The organism is Sporosarcina trichiuri, assembly GCF_030406775.1.
In the GTDB taxonomy this organism is placed as follows: Bacteria; Bacillota; Bacilli; order Bacillales_A; family Planococcaceae; genus Sporosarcina; species Sporosarcina trichiuri.
Genome location: NZ_CP129119.1, coordinates 90,448 through 108,163 on the forward strand (window position 1 = coordinate 90,448; position 17,716 = coordinate 108,163).

The following is a 17,716-nucleotide window of genomic DNA, read 5'->3' on the forward strand; positions in this document are numbered from 1 at the left end:
GAGGATGTGGAATGAAGAAGGAATATTGGATTGCTGTCCTTCTGGCAGTAGTCATATTTTTGGCGGTGCTGGTGATCGACCGTCCAGATGAGGAAGATCCTGCGGAACAGTACGGTACGTCCGAATATACTGATCCGCCGGGGCTGACGGGACACCAGCTGGCGCTGAATCAGCTGTATGTGGAAATTCCTTATGAGAAAAAGGATGTCCTCCTGACGAAGCGGACGACGGATTCCCATGTGTTTGTCGATGTCACGGATAAAGACACCGAAGACGTTCTGTATACATATGGAGAATCCCTCGGTTCCGGAACTGAGCGGCAAGTGGTGAGGGAGGTTCCGACGAAAGAGGGGACTGTCCGTCTGCAGATGGTTGTGGATATCGATCCATCGGCCGGAAAGATCCAAAGCGTCATCAGCTCGGGTGCTGACTATGATCCTGCCCCGGATGAGGTGGAGAATGAAATGGTCAGTACCGGTTCAAGATCTGGTGAGTTCCCGGCTGACCACGTGGAAATCCTGTCTTCGCTGCATCTCAGATGGGGAACGGAGCGGGAAAACCTATATGAAGGATTTGTGATTGGTGTTATCGGGAAATGACCCTGAACAGGAATTGGATTTCCTTCTGCCCTGTGTCTATCTCTGCCCAGTACGCTTCCAGACTACTGGGCATTCAGTTGCTGAGATGGTCTAGTCTGCAAGTATCAGATCAAACACTTTTCGTCTTCGACGGAGGGTGTTTTTTGTCGTTTTCTTTCATAACAAATCGAAATAAATCGGAATATTTATTTCATTTATCAGACAATTATACCATGTCACATCTGTTCTAATTTCCCAGAGAAGCTGGAAACATTTGCCCTTCAGTCGTATGGCGGCTGTATCGGTTATTGATTATAGTGAAAGGGCTTACACTACGTTGAGAGGGGATGGACTGATGGTGAAACCGAGGAAGAAACTGCTGGCGGCGCTGCTGGCCGGTGCACTTGCCGGCGGACTGGTGATGTCGGGTACGGCAGAAGCGTATGGAGGATCGGTGCCGCACAAGGCGTGGAACAATCCAGGACATGGGGCGCCTGTTTTGCATCCTGGCTCCGCTAAGGCTGCGGGCATGCGCCAGGAACCGCTGCGGGCGATCGACGGGGTCATGGAGCAGGCGATTGCGGAGAAGACGATGCCGGGTGCTGTCGTATTGGTCGCGCGCAGCGGCCATATCGTGAAGCAGCAGGCCTACGGCGATGCTGCACGCTACACGGATGATCAGTTCACAGAGATGGACAAGCCGGTCGCCATGCGGACGAATACGATCTTCGATGTAGCGTCGATCAGCAAGATCTTCACGACAGTTGCCGCCATGAAGCTGTATGAGGCTGGGAAGATTGAGCTCGATGCGCCGGTTGCGGACTACATTCCGGAGTTTGCGGTGAATGGCAAGGAAGCGGTGACGATCCGCCAGCTGATGACCCATACGTCCGGTTTCACGGCGTGGATACCGCTGCACTCTCAAGGGGAGACCCGTGAAGACCGGCTGCAGCTCGTGTTTGCGCAAGGTCTGGAGGCGGAACCCGGCACCCGGTACACGTACAGTGATCTGAATATGATCACACTCGGTGCAATCATTGAAAAACTGTCGGGCAAACGTCTCGACCAGTTCGTGAAGGAGCAGATCACAGGACCGCTCGGCATGAAAGACACGATGTACAATCCGCCCGCTTCGCTCAAACACCGGATTGCCGCGACGGAATATCAGCCGGAAATCGGCCGCGGACTCGTATGGGGAGAGGTGCATGACGAAAATGCATGGTCACTCGGCGGTGTTGCAGGACATGCCGGTGTCTTCTCGACAGCGAAGGACTTGGGGATTTTTGCCCACATGATTTTGAACGACGGCCGATACGGCGGCAAACGTATCTTGAAGCCGGCCACCGTGAAACTGCTTGGACAGAACCAGATCCCTGAATTCAAGGGGGATGACCACGGACTCGGCTGGGAACTGAACCAGGGCTGGTACATGGACGCGCTCGCAGGCCCGTCGACCGCGGGGCATACCGGGTTCACGGGGACGAGCATTGTGATCAGTCCGAAGAACAAGACGATTGCTGTGCTGCTGACGAATCGGGTTCACCCGACACGGAAGACCATTTCGCTGAACGGTGTGCGGCGTGAGTTCGTCCGTCACGCTGCGGATGCAATCCCGGCACCGATTCCGAGACGGGCGGATGCCTGGTTCGCAGGGTACGGTGATAAGCTGGACCGCACGCTGGTTGTGGAAACGCGGAAGAATGCACGCAAATTTACGTTCGGTACGTGGTACGAGCTTGAACAGGACTCCGATTTCGGCATCGTCGAAACGTCCGTGAATGGGACTGACTGGCAGGAAACGGGCATCCGGCTCACAGGGACGAATTCGAAATGGCGGCAGATGAAGGTTTCATTGCCCGAAGGGACGCAGTTCGTCCGGTTCCGCTATACGACCGATACACTGGTCAATGGCCGCGGCTGGTATGTCGGGGACTTCAGACTGGACGGCAGGACGGTGAAGCCTGCGAAGCAATCGTCTGGATGGGCACGACGAAATTATTAATAGGGAGAGATGGCGATGAGAAAACTGCGCAACTATCTGTTCGTTCCGCTGCTGGCGGGAATCCTGGTGCTGACCGCCGCAATGAGCGGGACGGCAGCCTATGCGAAACCGCACCGCACGCCGGGACATGACCTTGTACTGCTGCAGAACGTGCCCCAAGCGCAAGATGGTTTTGAGGATGGAACCCTGCAGCTGACACCGCTGCATGTGTATAAGGACGGGCATTTCGTTAAACCGTCAGCCCGCATGCAGTGGACATCGACGAACCGCCGTGTTGCATCCGTCAATCGTGACGGCGTCGTCAAAATGACCGGGAAACCCGGCGCTTCGACGATTCTTGTGAGGGAAGGCCGTCTGACGGACCGGATCCTCGTCATCGCAAAGCCGGTACGCAACTCAGACAAGCGCCACGGGAACTTCTCGATGTCGTACGAGGTGAAGAAGATGCACGGAAAACGCTATAATCTTGTGCCGAATGCAATCCGGGGCATGAGCTTGGAAGAAAAGGTCGGCCAGATGCTCATGCCTGATTTCCGGACAATGAATGGCAAACACATTACGGAACTGACGCCTGAAATCGAAGCGCTTGTGAAAAAGTATCATCTCGGCGGCGTCATCCTGTTCCGTGAGAATGTCGTGACGACGGAGCAGACAGCACGCCTGGTCGCCGATTACCAGAAGGCGTCCGAGAAATACGGTCTTCTCATGTCGATCGACCAGGAAGGAGGCATCGTGACGCGTCTCCAGTCGGGCACGGACATGCCTGGCAACATGGCGCTCGGTGCAGCGCGGAGTGAAGAACTGGCCCATCAGGTCGGACAGGCGATCGGCGAGGAACTGCACGCGCTCGGCATCAACATGAACTTCGCTCCATCGTTCGATATCAATAACAATCCGGACAACCCGGTCATCGGTGTCCGTTCATTCAGTGAGGATCCGGAACTGACGGCCAAGCTCGGGGTTGCTTACACGAACGGCCTTCAGGGCACCGGAACATCCGGGACGGCGAAGCACTTCCCGGGCCACGGGGATACGGCGGTCGACTCCCACCTCGGCCTTCCGGAAGTGCCGTACTATAAGGAACGGCTGAAACAGGTCGAACTGTATCCGTTCCAGCAGGCGATGGACGCAGGCGTCGATGCGATCATGACAGCGCATGTCACTTTCCCTAAGATCGATGACACGACTGTGATTTCGAAAAAGGACGGCACACCGATCACAGTGCCGGCAACTTTATCGCACAAAGTACTGACCGAACTCATGCGTGACGAAATGGGGTACGACGGGCTGATCACGACAGACGCGCTCAACATGAACGCGATCGCAGAGCATTTCGGACCTGTCGATGCGGTCATCCGTGCGGTACAGGCCGGGACGGATCTCGTGCTCATGCCGGTCGGACTGGAAAGTGTTGCGGACGGTCTGCTGGATGCTGTGCAGTCCGGTAAGATTTCAGAACAGCGAATCGAGCAGTCCATGGAACGGATCCTGTCCCTCAAGCTGAAACGGGGAATCGTGAAAGAGGAAGCGCCTGCACCGATTGAATCGGTGATTGCGAATGCGGAAAAGACAGTCGGTTCCGATGAACATAAGCAGGTCGAGCGGGACGTTGCGGAGAAATCCGTGACCCTCGTGAAGAATGACAACGTGCTGCCGCTGAACGCTGCGGCTGAAGACAAGATTGCCGTTGTCGGCAGTTCCTATATCGATGAACTGTTTACCGCTGTGAAAAAACGCCATGCAAACACGGTATTGATCAAAAAAGGCGAACCGCTGACAGATGAGGAGCTGGCGCAGCTCGACGGCGTATCCGCCATCATTGTCGGTACGACGACGTCAACAGTTGCGGGAAGGTCTCCATCACATCCGCAGATGCAGATGGTGAATGAATTGATCGGCAAAACGGACGTGCCTGTGATAGCGATCGGCGTGCGGAATCCGTACGACATCATGGCGTACCCGGAAGTCGACGTGTATCTTGCGCAATACAGTTTCCGCACAGCGAGTTTCGAAGCATCCGCATCCGCCATTTTCGGCGAAATCGCACCGCAGGGCAAACTGCCGGTGACGATCCCCGATCCGTCGGGCGGTACGCTGTATCCGTTCGGCCATGGACTGACGTATACCAACTAAGGGAGGTGGCACGATGAAGAAATGGATGATGATGGTGCTCACAGCGCTGCTGATCATGACGACGTGTACAGCCGTATTGGCGGACAACCACTATTGGAACGGTAGCAAGAAGCACGACAAAGGGCACGGCAAAGGGCAGCAGACGGTCACGGTCGGTGCGGAAGTGCTCATGCAGAAGGAGAAGAAGATGCTGAAAGGAAAGCGGGTCGGGCTGATCACAAATCCGACCGGCGTCGACCGCAATCTGAACAGTGTCGTCGACTTGCTGAACAATGATCCGGATATCGAGCTGAAAGCGCTCTATGGACCGGAGCATGGCGTCCGCGGCGATGCGCAGGCGGGGTCATACGTCGAATATTACATCGATGAAGTGACAGGCCTTCCGGTCTACAGCCTGTATGGCCAGACGCGGAAACCGACGCCTGAGATGCTCGACGGTATCGATGCGCTCGTGTTCGATATCCAGGATGTCGGCACGCGGTTCTATACGTACATCTACACGATGGCGCTGTCGATGGAAGCAGCAAAGGAGAAAGGGATTCCGTTCATCGTCCTCGACCGTCCGAATCCACTCGGCGGCGAGAAAGTCGAAGGGCCGGTGCTCGATCCGGAATTCGCCTCCTTCGTCGGTCAGTATCCGATTCCGCTGCGCCATGGCATGACAGTCGGAGAACTCGCGCAGCTGTTCAACAAAGAGTTCGGAATCGGCGCGGATTTGTCTGTCGTCAAGATGAAAGGCTGGAACCGGAAGGACTACTTCGATGAAACTGGGCTCCAGTTCGTCATGCCGTCCCCGAACATGCCGACATTGGATACGTCTCTCGTCTATCCAGGCGCGGCTCTGATAGAAGGAACGAACGTGTCGGAAGGCCGCGGAACGACAAAGCCGTTCGAACTGATCGGCGCACCGTTCGTCAGCAGCCCGCAGCTCGTCCATCAGCTGAACCAGCTGAACCTGCCGGGCGTGCAGTTCCGGGCAGCGTCGTTCACCCCGACGTTCTCGAAACACAGCGGCAAGCTGTCGCATGGCATCCAGATCCATATTACAGACAAGGAAAAGTATGATCCGGTTGTGACAGGCCTCCATATCGTGAAGACGCTGAAGGATCTGTATCCGGAGCAAGTCCAGCTGACATCGTTCTTCGACAAGCTGATCGGAAACGGCTGGGTCCGCGAAGGGATCGAGCAGGGCATGACGGTCGAGGAAATGCAGAAACGGTGGGAGAAGGATTTGAAGCAGTTCAAGAAAGTCCGGAAACAGTATCTGTTGTATTGAGAAAAGAATCGGAAATAAAGGGGAGGGTATCCGGCTTGCTCCGGATACCCTTTTCTGCTGCGCGTGCAACACCTCAGTGACGGATGGGTAACGTTCCGCATAACCTGGAAGGCGTACATCATAAGAAGGAAGGATGGGAAACAGTGTACTGGATTCCTTGTTATTGGGCTGTACCTTGCCATACACATACGATGTACCAAATGCCCCGTTATGCTGCAGAGAGCAGGACAGCTGAACCTGTGAGGAGGACTGCCGATTTTCCCGAAAGACGAAGTCGGGACCAGGGATCGGCTCCATATGTGTTCAATATCCAGGAGGCGACTGTGCAGAACAATACATTCCGTACAGCAATGTGGACAGGGGAACACTTGCAGGTGACCCTGATGTCCATCGGTCCAGGTGAGTCGGTCGGTTTGGAAGTGCATCCGCAGCTCGACCAGTTCCTGCGTGTGGAGGAAGGGCAGGGCACCGTCCATATGGGGAAGACGAGAGACTGCTTGGACTTCTGCCGGAATGTCGAAGATGATGATGCGATCCTGATACCTGGCGGGATGTGGCATAACCTTGTCAACACCGGGGCAGGACCTTTGAAGTTGTATTCGATCTATGCGCCGCCGAATCACCCGTTTGGAACGGTGCATGTGACAAAGGCTGAAGCGGATGCCGCTGAAGTTCATGCTGATCCGGTAGGTGCTGGCGGTGTGGAAGATGAAGTAAAATAAAAGGCTTGGCAGCTGCAGGGTAGCTGCCAAGCCTTTTTTCTGTTGTCAGACATTCCTGGCTCTACCGGGTTTTGAAAGTCAGCGCGTACCGATGATTTCACAATTATAGAACATGTTCATCTGTTTAATTGATAACTGTTATCAGTTACTGTATAGTAAGGCAATGAACCGACTAATTGGGGGAAGGGGATATGATGATGCAAATCTATTGGACAGCAATCAATGAAATCATAGAAGAGACGCCGGAGGTACGGACGTACATGCTCGATTGTCCGGAAGGGTTTGTATGGGAAGAGGGCTCCCATACGCATTTCGCACTGGAGGGGTTCAATGCAGGGGACAAGCCGAACCGCAGCCTGATCCGCCATATGTCCATTTCCACGCTGCCGCATGAAAACTCGATCGGCATCACGACACGTATCCGGGAACAGTGTTCCGAATTCAAGTCGATTTTACGGAATATGCAAGTCGGCCAGGAAGTGGCGATTTTCAAAACACATTCCAACGTTCCGCTGAAACGGGAAGGGAAGAATGTGTACCTTCTTTCGTCAGGGGTTGGATTGGCAACATTCCGGCCGCTTGTGCTGGAATTTCTGCAGAAGGAGGACGGCGTGAATCAGATCCATTCCTTGAATGTTGATTCGTCGGAAGACTTTTTATTCCCTTCTGTATTCACATCGGCTCCTGATAAGAAGTTCACCGCACAGTTCGTCGATAACCGCACGGAGTACTATGCGGAAGTTGAAAAACTCAAAGCGGACAGAGATGGACTGTTCTATGTTGTCGGCAGCGACGAATTCCTGGCACAGACAATCGGCGTGCTGCGCGGACAGGGTATCCAGCCGGAACAGATCATGCTCGATAAGCGGGAACAGCAGCTGGCTGAGTTTTTCCAAGCTGATAAGTTAGTGTGAAAGACTGACACGTACCTGTGAATGAAATAATTCGTTAATGTTCAAATGGTGATTTTGTAACGTGTAAGGAACAATAACGTTTCAATTGAAAAGGTGTCATTCCGATGAATGGGTCGGAGTGGCACCTTTTGCTGCAGGCTGGCGAGTTTTTCAGGAAGTAGGGCCCGCGTCTTTGGAACGGTTTTGCTTTGCAGTATTTTATGATTCGAAAACTTCGATATAATCGGTGTAAGAAAGGCAAGGGAGGGTGAAAGGTGAAAAAAGTGATATGGTTGCTTTTTTGTTCGTTTGTTGTGCTGGCGGGGTGTTCAGCCAAAGAGGAAACACCCAAGTCTGCTGAGGCTCAGACGACAGCGGAGAAGGAGCCGGCAAAACCGACTGAACAGGAAGAGTCCTCTGAAACAGCAGATTCCGGCTTCGAGCCAGCTGTGCCTGAGTATTACGAGCTGGAAGGCGTCGGCCGCGAACTGACAAGTGTGGAGAAGGAGCTTTTGCGGAAACCGGGCATTTACGCCGGAGACCGGTATGATGAACAGAAAGTGCAGGAAGCGCTCCGCCAGCTGCCGGGCGATCTGACGAAAGAAGAGTATCTGAACGAAATGCTGCATCTGCTCGGAGAAGATTATCAAGAGGGGATGAAGACGTATTTGACATTCGATCCGACAGTGAAAGTCGACTTGGAACGGCCGGATGGCAATGTGGAACAACCGAAATTGAAGAAGGCCCATTACGCGATTCTTATCGACGCGAGCGGCAGTATGAAGGCGACCGTGGCTGGTAAGACACGGATGGAGTCAGCAAAAGAAGCAGTGCTGGACTTCGCCAAGCAGATTCCGGAAGACGCGACCGTTTCCATGCGGGTGTACGGCCATAAAGGCTCCGGCAATCGGGCTGATAAAGAATTGTCCTGCACGAGCACCGAAAGCTTCTATAACGGAAAGTTCGAGGAGGGGGCTTTCCGGGAAGCGCTCAACAACGTAAAGCCTGCGGGATGGACGCCGATCGGACTCGTGCTCGATACGGTGAAGGAGGACATTCCGCCCGAAGTGGATGAGGCGGTCGTCTACGTCGTGAGCGACGGCATTGAAACGTGTGGCGGTGACCCGGTGAAGGCGGCATCCGGCCTCGTGGCTGGCAATATCCAGACTGTCGTCAACATTATCGGTTATGACGTCGATAACGAAGGGCAGACCCTGCTGAAGAAGGTGGCCGATGCAGGTAACGGAGAATTCATCTATGTCAATTCCGAAAAAGAGCTGAAGAGATATATGAAAGAGCAGTATGAGATTATCCAGCAGCAATGGTGGGAGTGGAAAGAGGCAGGCAAGGAAGACGCCTGGGCACAAAAAGAGGACCTGAAGGAGTTGGCTCGGACCACGAAAGAAACTCTTCAAGAACAGGTGATCCGTGAGAAAGAACGGCTGGTGGACGCCCGGCAATTTTTACGGGACACGTTTGATGACAACGATTCCATCATCGAACTATCGAATTATATAATCGATAAGAAGGTGAAAAAGTATAACTATGTCACCATGAAGGGGCAAGAGCTTTACAATGAAAGCATCAAGAATGGCCAAAAAGAGTATCATGATGTAATAAAAGAAGGCCAGAAGAATTATTATGAAACGATTCAAGAGAAAAACAAGCAGTGACCAGCAGACCTTCCGCAGACCGGGAAAGAACCGTGTTGCGGTGGGTTTTTTGGTGTTGGCTGGTGATACCTTCACTAGTGGAAGACTGATACGGATGCGTATAGTCTACAAAGATCACGGCAAGGAACCCCTATTATGATGAACACTGAAATGGCACCGCTGCTGCACTGCTTCCGAACCATGGGAACTAGGATTTTGGATTATGCGGCGTATCGATACATCGAATATTATCCAGAAAGAGACAGGTCTGCGATTTCGCCCTGTCTCTTTCTGATTTATTCATATCACCCCGGATTACCGCTTTCCGTGCACTGTCACTTTCACGGTTTCAGAATGACTTTGATGCACCCGTCTTCATGGCCGTGGAATTTCTGATATGCCTCTGCGGCTTCATCGAGCGGTACGATATGAGTGATGATATCAGTGGGATCGAATTGGCCGGATGCTACCTGGTCGAACAGCAGCTGCATGTTATGGACGACTGGCGCCTGTCCCATCTTCATCGTGACGTTCCGCTCCCAGATCTTGCCCAGCGGAAAGGCGTTGTAGAGGGAGCCATATACGCCGGTCAGCTGGATAGTGCCGAACTTCCGGACGGATTCCAGAGCGATTTCGATGGCATTCGTTGTCCCTCCCTGCAGCTTCAACTTCTGACCGACCTTTTCAAAGACGTTTTTCTTGCCGTCCATGCCGACGCAGTCGATGACGACATCCGCTCCGCCCTGCGTCAGCTCTTTCATATGGCCGCCGATTTCATCGATTTCCTCAAAATTGAAGGCTTCCACGTGGTTTGTCCGGACTGCGTGGGCCAGACGGTACGGTTCATGGTCGATGGCGAGCACCCGTTTCGCCCCTTTCTGCCAAGCGAACTTCTGAGCCAGCAGACCGACCGGACCGCAGCCGAGTATGAGAACCGTATCCCCCTGTTTGACTCCGGCGTGCTCGACACTCCAGTAGGCGGTCGGCATGATGTCGGACAGGAACAGCAGGGACTCATCCGGAAGTTCGCAGCTCTCCGGTACGACGAATGGGATGAAATTGCCGTATGGAACACGCAGATACTCTGCCTGGCCGCCGGGGTAGCCGCCGTAGCGCTCTGTGAACCCGAGGAATCCCCCTGTATCCACGTGGGGATTCGGATTGGAATTGTCGCATTGGCTCTCCATATCATGCCGGCAGAAGAAACACTCACCGCAGGAGATATTGAACGGGATAATGACCCGATCTCCCTTCTTCACTTTCACAACCCCCGAGCCGATCTCCTCCACGATGCCCATCGGTTCATGGCCGATGATGTAATCTTTTTGTGCCGGCAGTCCGCCGAGATAGATGTGCAGGTCGGACCCGCAAATGGCGGTCGACGTAATACGGACGATGATATCATCCGGCTTCTCGATTTTCGGGGCTTCAACCTTTTTCACTTGAATGTCTTTTGCGCCTTGAAATGTCACTGCTCTCATCTTGTCCCTCCTCATTTCCCTTATGATTGCCGCCCTCCCATGAACCATACATCCACTGAAGGGGGCATTGCCTGCTGCACGTGCGGATGCAGGCCGTCTGATAGGGCAAAGACGATGGGATAACCTGCAGGCAACCAGTTAAAACTTCCTGTTTTTCGGGCTTTTCAGCACGCTGCCGATCCAGTTCTTCTTCTTCAGATAGTAATAGAGCGCCCATGTGGACAGAAGGATGACGAGCAGGGAGGCGATATAGCCGTACCGCCATTTCAGTTCCGGCATGACGCTGAAGTTCATCCCCCACAGAGCGCCCCACGCCGCGACAGGAGTGAAGAGCATCGTGATGACGGTGAGTGTCTTGACGATTTCGTTGCCTCTGTGGGACGAGATGACCGACTCGAGGTCGATGAGCTTGCCGACTTCATCGTCATAGTCCCGGATGGTCTGCCGGCAGCGCCGGATGCGCAGGCAGGTCCGTTCGAAATGCGGGCCGTCCGCGATCTTTTTGCCGAATGCTTCCTGAGCGGCTTCCCGTATTTCGATAACAGGAATGATGAGATTTTTCCAGACGAGGATCTCGTGCCGGTTTTCCATGATTTCTTCGAAGACAGGTTCGTCATTCTTTTCCTTGATGCGCCAGAGGAGGGCGTGCATCCGGTCTTCGAATGACTCGATATCCATCAGGAAGACGGCGACGATTTCCCCGAGCAGTGCCATGAATCCTTCGATGGCGTTGTCTGCGCCGTTCACGCTTTTCAGGAGATGCTGCGCGGATAACTTCGGCGAGACGGCCGGCTCGATGCCGTACGTCAGCAGCAGACCCTGGGATACGTAAAAATGCAGGATAGTCTGGCGGTTCCGCTCTTCAAGGTTCTGGGAGTAGACGATCGATCCCCACATCGATTCGCTGCCGGGTTCGTCCGTCTCCATCTCAAGGTTGCTGTTTTGACCGCTGTATAACGATTGCGCCCAGCGTCTGCCTGCGGGAGACATGCCGGGAAGCTCGGCGATGTTCTGGGGAGACGCATTGTCCAGACGGTGCCATGTCCAGTTCTTGTGTTCAAAAGCAGGTTCAAGCATCGGTCTGCCCCCTTTTTTCCTACCTTGTCTATCCGCAACGGAATTTAAACATCGGCGGATGGAAAGGCTGAGCAAAACAGATGAATCGGAGGGACAGGCTTGGGGGATTTTCAGTTCATTATCTTATATGGCGTGATTGTCGGGCTTGTGATCGAGACGGCGGTCCAGCTGTTTGCCGCCACTGGACTGAAGAAGTCGATCGCACGGTTCCAGGTCATTTCGATGCTGACCGGGACCGGATTCACGACGGATGAATCGACGCTGATCATTGATCATCCGATCCGGCGCAGGCTCAGTGCCGCTGTCATCCTGTTCGGCTACTTTTCACTGGCCGTCATCATTTCAGCGATTGCGGCGCTGCTGCTGAATGACTTGAAAGTCCGGCTGCTGGTCGTGGTCATCGCGTTCCTGCTTTGTGTGATGGTCTTGCTGCGGATCCGGCGGGTGTTCCGGTTTCTGGAAAACCGGTTCGAATACTCGATGGACGAACGGTATGAGCTGGAGGATTGGCCGCTGAAGACAGCGCTCGAACTGGGCGAGGAGGATGATGTGGCACTGCTGGAGATCAAAGAAGACTGCGGATTCATCGGCGGGCCGTGCCAGCGCTTGCTGAGCGAAGATGACGACGTCCATGTCATCTTCATCCGGCGGGGAGACCGGATTTTGAGAAAAGGGGTCTTCGAAGAGTGTCTGCAGGAAGGGGACCAGGTGCTCGTCTTCGGTGACAAAGCGTGCATCCAGCGGGAATTCTCCGATCTGCTGGCGGAGGAGCCGGTGAGTCGAAGATAAAGCGGTTGTAATTGCGACTCAGCGTGGAAATCGGGCGCGAGTCGAAGATAGAGCAGTTCTAATTGCGACTCGCCGGGGAAATCGGGCGCGAGTCGAAGATAAAGCGGTTGTAATTGCGACTCAGCGTGGAAATCGGGCGTGAGTTGAAGATAGAGCGGTTGTAATTGCGACTCGCCGGGGAAATCGGGCGTGAGTCGAAGATAGAGCGGTTGTAATTGCGACTCAGCGTGGAAATCGGGCGCGAGTCGAAGGTAGAGCGGTCCCAATTGCGAGCCGGCAAGAAAACTGGCCGTGAGTCGCAGATAGAATCCTGCACAGGCAGGGCCAAGTATGTTATTCTGTAAAAAAGTGCAGTAAATTGAATCGTTTCATTAGTTTTCTAGGGTTCCGCATTCGTTCATGAAATGGACTGGTCCGAGAGAAAACCCATAGCCGTTCCGCTATGACACGGAGGGATAAAAGCCCGGGAGGTACTGATTCTCAGTATTCTTCCGGGCTTTTTCAATTGCGAACAACAGGGAAATCACATAGTGCGTGCGGCCGCCCGGTGTCCTTGGACTATCACCCAGCCTATACGAAAGGGGGACACTCCATATGGAAAACATCCAAGAAAACGAATCGAACAAGAAACCTATGAACGTCCTCCCTGTCATGGCCGCCCTGCTGATCAGCGGTTTCATGGGCATGCTCAGTGAGACGGCGCTCAATATGGCGCTCAGCCAGCTGATGAAGGAGTTTGGGATTTCGCCTTCCGCTGCCCAATGGCTGACGACTGGCTATCTGCTCGTTCTCGGTATCCTGATCCCGGTCTCCGGGCTGCTGATCAAGCGCTTTACGACCCGACGGCTGTTCATCACCAGTTTATGCTTTTCAATCACGGGATTGCTGGTAGCAGCGGTCTCCCCGACATTCGGGGTGCTGCTGAGCGGACGGATCATCCAGGCGATCGGGACAGGTCTCTTGGTGTCGCTGCTGTTCCATACAGTGCTGATCCTGTTTCCGCCCTGGAAACGCGGAACCGCCATGGGGATCGTCGGGTTGGTCATGATGTTCGCCCCGGCGATCGGTCCGATATCCGCAGGGCTGGTCATCGATTATCTGAACTGGCATATGATCTTTTGGTTCATCCTGCCGTTCATGGTATTTGCACTCCTGTTCGGCATCCTCTTCCTGCCGAATCTCACCACACCCGTCAAGCAGAAGATCGACATCCTATCGATTGTCCTGTCGACGATCGGTTTCGGCGGGATCGTGTTCGGCTTCAGTTTCGCAGGCGAAAGCGGCGGCTGGTCGAGTCCTGTCGTCCTGTCAGCACTGACGGCGGGCGCTGCTGCTATCGGTATGTATGCAGTTCGGCAGCTGACCATTCCGGAGCCTGTCCTCAATTTGAACGTATTCCGCCAACCGATGTTCATCCTCGGAATCGTCATCACCCTGTTCGCGAATATCATCATTTTCTCTGCCAATATTCTGCTGCCGCTGTATATGCAGACCGGTCTGGGCCTGGCGGCTTCCAGTGCGGGTCTGCTGCTGCTGCCGGGAGGTATCGTCAACGGGCTCATGTCCATGATCAGCGGCCGGATTTTCGATAAACACGGACCGCGCGCGCTGCTGATCACCGGCTTCGTGATGAGTACAGCTGCTGTCTGGTTTTTCTCGACGGTTACGTCCGCGACGAGCCCGTACCTGATCATCTTTTTCTTCATGCTCCTGATGGTGAGCATGTCCATGGTGACAACGCCGTCCCAGACGAATGGCATCAATCAGCTGAGCCCCGATCTGTATCCGGATGGCTCGGCAGTGGTCAATTCCATGATTCAGACGTCGGGTGCCATCGGGACAGCCCTCGCCATAAGTATCATGAATGCAACCCAGCGGCACTATCTAAGCGGAGCGGCTCATCCCGCTTCTGCGGGCGATCTGTCACAGGCCCTGATTTCAGGTGTCCAGAATGCATTTTCGTTCGCCCTGATCATTTCAGTGATCGGGTTCGTCTGCTCGCTGTTCGTGAGGCGGGTGATGGTGCGCTGATCGGCTGCAGGAACAGCATGCGCTGTTTGCTGGCCGCCCAGGAGATATGCAAAAAAGCCGATGGGAGATCCATCGGCTTTTTCGTATGCACGGGCTACCCAGCTTGGCAGGGAACGGCGGGCGGCACAAGAACCCCGCAACTGTCTGTCCAAGATTTGAAAGAGCGTTGTGCGTTATCGGTTGAACTTTACAGCGTAAGAACTTTGACGTGTAAGATTTACAACTTTGAGCTGTAAGCGTTGAGCTTTCAGTTCTCTTCAACTATTCATTAGGATTGTAAGTGTAAGTTGGCCGGTTTTGCTTATTGTCCCAAAGAAACTCCGGTAAACGAAGGGTCTTGTGGTTGCCGTTTTCAGGTATCCATGCAGGCCGGCGGATCAGATGGTGATCTGCGTGATGGCGTTCGACTCGGACAGGACAGCGTCGACGTCCGTCTTGAAGGCCGAAATCCGCTCTTCCAGTTCGTCGATCCGTTTGCTGAGATGCAGCGGGTCGATGAGCACAAATTCGTTTCGCGCCAGGAACGCCTTCGTATGCAGCTCGACTTCCTCTTTTTTGGCATTCTCTTTCTTGCCCAGGATTTCAGCCAAATACGCCTCGAGCCGATGCGGCAGCGTATCGTTCTCCATCGTGAGCCGATTCACAGCCTGACGCCGCTTCGCAGTCATCGCTGCCAGAAGGTCCTCCTCCAGCTGGATCGATGTCTTGCGTTCGATCGCTTTGGCGACCGTCATCGTTTCACCGCCGACTGTCACTTCCGTGGTGGCGTTCGACTGCACGATCGCTTCCTTCAGGCGGTTGCGCCGCTCGATGAGGGAGACAGCTTTGTCGAACCCGCCCTGCAGGGTCTTCTCGAATTCCTCGATCGGGAGTCCGTTCACCTTTTCAGCGGATTTCCGATCCGTTGCGATGAATTCCGCATCCCGGACCGCTTTTTCGATCCGGTCGTTCAATGTCTTCAGTTCTGCCAGTGCTCTGTGGACCGACATCATCTGGGGTGCCGTCATAGCTACTCCTCCAATCACGATAACAACTAGTTTACCAGTTGTTGTGGGAATTTGACAAATTGCAGCTGAAGATTCTCCCGAGGAAAAAGACAATATGATTTCATGGTACGATAGAGAAACGAAAATGGTATTGGTGATCCCGGTCGGTTCTCCGGATCACCTTCTGGAGGATTGTACATGAATGGGCTTACTCTGAAAAAACTGGTGCTCGGGCGACAGGCGGTCTGGCTGTACGCAGTGCTTGCGGTGCTGTTCGTCGGTTCGCTGTTTGCGGTGCACCATAACGAATCTCTGTACGACAGGCCGATCGGTCTGATCGTCAAGACGCACGACGCAGGTCGGGAAGCTGTCACGGACGAGCATGGCAACCGGGACACCCTCGTGACGCAGCAGCTCGTCGCAGAAGTGCGGAATGGTGAGCACAAGGGTGAGTGGATCGCATTGAAAAACATCTACTCCCACTCGGGCGTCTATGACCAGCAATATGAAGTCGGGAACCGGGTGTTCCTGACGATCGGCAAGGACCGGACGGCGGACGGGCTGCTGACCGGACAAGTGATCGATCTGAAACGGGATGGGTATGTCGTTCTCATCGCGTGGCTGTTCGTGCTCATTTTGCTTGCGATCGGCCGCCGGAAAGGGATGCTCGCCCTCGTCAGTTTTGCGGCGAATGTCCTCATCTTGACGGTGGCCCTGGAACTGTACACCGATCATTTCCCGAAAGGTCTGCTGATCATCGCCGGCGTCTGTGCTGTGCTGTTCACTGTCGTGTCGCTGCTGCTGGTGAGCGGATTCAATGAAAAGACCTATGCGGCCATCATCGCTACCTTGATCGCGACCGCGATATCGCTCGCTATCGCGGCCGCCGTCATCTGGCTGATGGACGGTAAGGGGCTCCGATATGAAGAGATGCAATTCCTGACACGTCCATATAGGACCGTATTCTTCGCAGGTCTGTTCATTGGCTCGCTCGGGGCGATCATGGATACGGCAATCACGATTTCGTCGTCGCTGTTCGCGCTGCAGCACCGTAATCCGGATATCCCGATGCATGAACTGAAGATGTCAGGACTGGATATCGGGAAAGACATCATGGGCACGATCACAAGCATCCTGTTCTTTGCGTATCTGACCGGTTCACTGCCGATGCTCCTGCTGTACTTGCGGAATGCATCCTCTCTGAGTTTCGCACTGCCGATGAACCTGTCGCTTGAAGTCGCACGGGCGCTGACTGGCGGCATCGGTATCGTCCTGTCCATTCCAATCACCCTTTACACGGTCCTGTACTTCATCCGAAGAAGGAGGGCGGCGCTGTGAATGTCATCATACTTCTTGGGGCGGTTCTGCTGCTGGTCATGGTGTGGGTCGGCGGATCGAGCGGATTGCGGTCGTTCTTCGCTCTGTTCCTGAATTTCGGCGTGCTGTTCTTCATGCTGTTCTTCATGACGAATCCGTCTGTCAATCCGATCATCATCACATTTATCGCAAGCATCCTCGTCTGCTGCATCGGCTTGTTTTACATCAATCAGGTGAACAGCAAAACGGTGATCGCATTCATCTCAACGATGCTCGTCATCAGTGTCCTGCTGCTGTTCATCGTCTACCTGTCAGAAGCGCTGATGATCCAGGGCTTCGGTGAGGAGGAGGCCGATTCCCTGAGTGGCTTCTCCTTATATGTCGGCGTCGACTTCGTGAAGATCGGAGCGTCCGTCGTGATCATCAGTACGATCGGAGCGATTCTCGACGTCGCGATTTCGATCACGTCGACCATGCAGGAGATGCACCGGCGCAATCCGCTCATGAGCCGCGATGAATTGGCGGCTTCCGGAATGGAAGTCGGCCGGGATATTCTTGGGACGGATACAAATACGCTATTCTTCGCGTTCTTTGGCGGCTATCTCGGCCTGCTCATCTGGTTCAAGGATCTGCAGTACAACCTCGGGGAGATCGTCAATGCGAAAGTGTTCAGCTCGGAGGTGCTGCTCGTCTTCAGCGCGGGGATCGGTGTCGCGCTCGTGATTCCGGTTTCGTCCTGGATGAGTGCTGCGTATCTCGTTAGGAAGTCCGGAAAGTGA

Annotated in this window: 14 protein-coding genes and 1 riboswitch; of the genes, 11 read left to right on the forward strand and 3 right to left on the reverse strand. The window is 54.2% G+C overall.

Annotated elements, in window-relative coordinates; all coding sequences use genetic code 11:
* The first annotated feature begins 11 nt into the window (after positions 1-11).
* From QWT68_RS00570 to QWT68_RS00600, 7 genes are all read left to right on the forward strand, one after another.
* On the forward strand, positions 12-599 hold the full coding sequence (locus QWT68_RS00570; RefSeq protein WP_290149025.1) for a hypothetical protein: 588 nt from the start codon (positions 12-14) through the stop codon (positions 597-599).
* Between the two features lie 334 nt (positions 600-933).
* On the forward strand, positions 934-2,580 hold the full coding sequence (locus QWT68_RS00575) for a serine hydrolase domain-containing protein (protein WP_431312210.1): 1,647 nt from the start codon (positions 934-936) through the stop codon (positions 2,578-2,580).
* A 15-nt stretch (positions 2,581-2,595) separates the two neighbouring features.
* Positions 2,596-4,713: a glycoside hydrolase family 3 protein gene (locus tag QWT68_RS00580; protein ID WP_290149027.1), complete on the forward strand. Its 2,118-nt coding sequence runs from the start codon at positions 2,596-2,598 to the stop codon at positions 4,711-4,713.
* 13 nt (positions 4,714-4,726) lie between these two features.
* Complete coding sequence (locus QWT68_RS00585; RefSeq protein ID WP_290149029.1) at positions 4,727-5,989, forward strand: exo-beta-N-acetylmuramidase NamZ family protein; 1,263 nt, start codon at positions 4,727-4,729, stop codon at positions 5,987-5,989.
* 143 nt (positions 5,990-6,132) lie between these two features.
* Positions 6,133-6,711: a cupin domain-containing protein gene (locus QWT68_RS00590; protein ID WP_431312211.1), complete on the forward strand. Its 579-nt coding sequence runs from the start codon at positions 6,133-6,135 to the stop codon at positions 6,709-6,711.
* 197 nt (positions 6,712-6,908) lie between these two features.
* Complete coding sequence (locus QWT68_RS00595; protein WP_290150435.1) at positions 6,909-7,625, forward strand: dihydropteridine reductase; 717 nt, start codon at positions 6,909-6,911, stop codon at positions 7,623-7,625.
* A 254-nt stretch (positions 7,626-7,879) separates the two neighbouring features.
* Positions 7,880-9,277: a VWA domain-containing protein gene (locus QWT68_RS00600; RefSeq protein ID WP_290149031.1), complete on the forward strand. Its 1,398-nt coding sequence runs from the start codon at positions 7,880-7,882 to the stop codon at positions 9,275-9,277.
* A gap of 320 nt (positions 9,278-9,597) precedes the next feature.
* Here QWT68_RS00600 and QWT68_RS00605 read toward each other — a convergent pair whose 3' ends face one another.
* Both QWT68_RS00605 and QWT68_RS00610 read right to left on the reverse strand, forming a co-directional pair.
* Positions 9,598-10,737 (reverse strand): zinc-dependent alcohol dehydrogenase, encoded by a 1,140-nt coding sequence (locus tag QWT68_RS00605; protein ID WP_290149032.1) that lies wholly within the window; start codon positions 10,735-10,737, stop codon positions 9,598-9,600.
* A 138-nt stretch (positions 10,738-10,875) separates the two neighbouring features.
* A complete protein-coding gene (locus QWT68_RS00610) occupies positions 10,876-11,814 on the reverse strand; it encodes a magnesium transporter CorA family protein (RefSeq protein WP_290149034.1) in 939 nt (312 codons plus the stop codon).
* A 99-nt stretch (positions 11,815-11,913) separates the two neighbouring features.
* Between QWT68_RS00610 and QWT68_RS00615 the strand changes: the two genes are divergently transcribed.
* A complete protein-coding gene (locus QWT68_RS00615; protein ID WP_290149036.1) occupies positions 11,914-12,603 on the forward strand; it encodes a hypothetical protein in 690 nt (229 codons plus the stop codon).
* 368 nt (positions 12,604-12,971) lie between these two features.
* Positions 12,972-13,075: riboswitch (guanidine-I (ykkC/yxkD leader) on the forward strand.
* A 161-nt stretch (positions 13,076-13,236) separates the two neighbouring features.
* The gene (locus tag QWT68_RS00620; RefSeq protein ID WP_290150436.1) at positions 13,237-14,634 is read left to right on the forward strand and encodes a DHA2 family efflux MFS transporter permease subunit; all 1,398 of its coding nucleotides are present in this window, start codon (positions 13,237-13,239) and stop codon (positions 14,632-14,634) included.
* Between the two features lie 377 nt (positions 14,635-15,011).
* Here QWT68_RS00620 and QWT68_RS00625 read toward each other — a convergent pair whose 3' ends face one another.
* Complete coding sequence (locus QWT68_RS00625) at positions 15,012-15,641, reverse strand: hypothetical protein (RefSeq protein ID WP_290149038.1); 630 nt, start codon at positions 15,639-15,641, stop codon at positions 15,012-15,014.
* Between the two features lie 177 nt (positions 15,642-15,818).
* Between QWT68_RS00625 and QWT68_RS00630 the strand changes: the two genes are divergently transcribed.
* Positions 15,819-16,958 (forward strand): YibE/F family protein, encoded by a 1,140-nt coding sequence (locus QWT68_RS00630; protein ID WP_290149040.1) that lies wholly within the window; start codon positions 15,819-15,821, stop codon positions 16,956-16,958.
* On the forward strand, positions 16,955-17,716 hold the full coding sequence (locus tag QWT68_RS00635) for a YibE/F family protein (protein ID WP_040285911.1): 762 nt from the start codon (positions 16,955-16,957) through the stop codon (positions 17,714-17,716). The genes QWT68_RS00630 and QWT68_RS00635 overlap by 4 nt, the downstream gene beginning before the upstream one ends.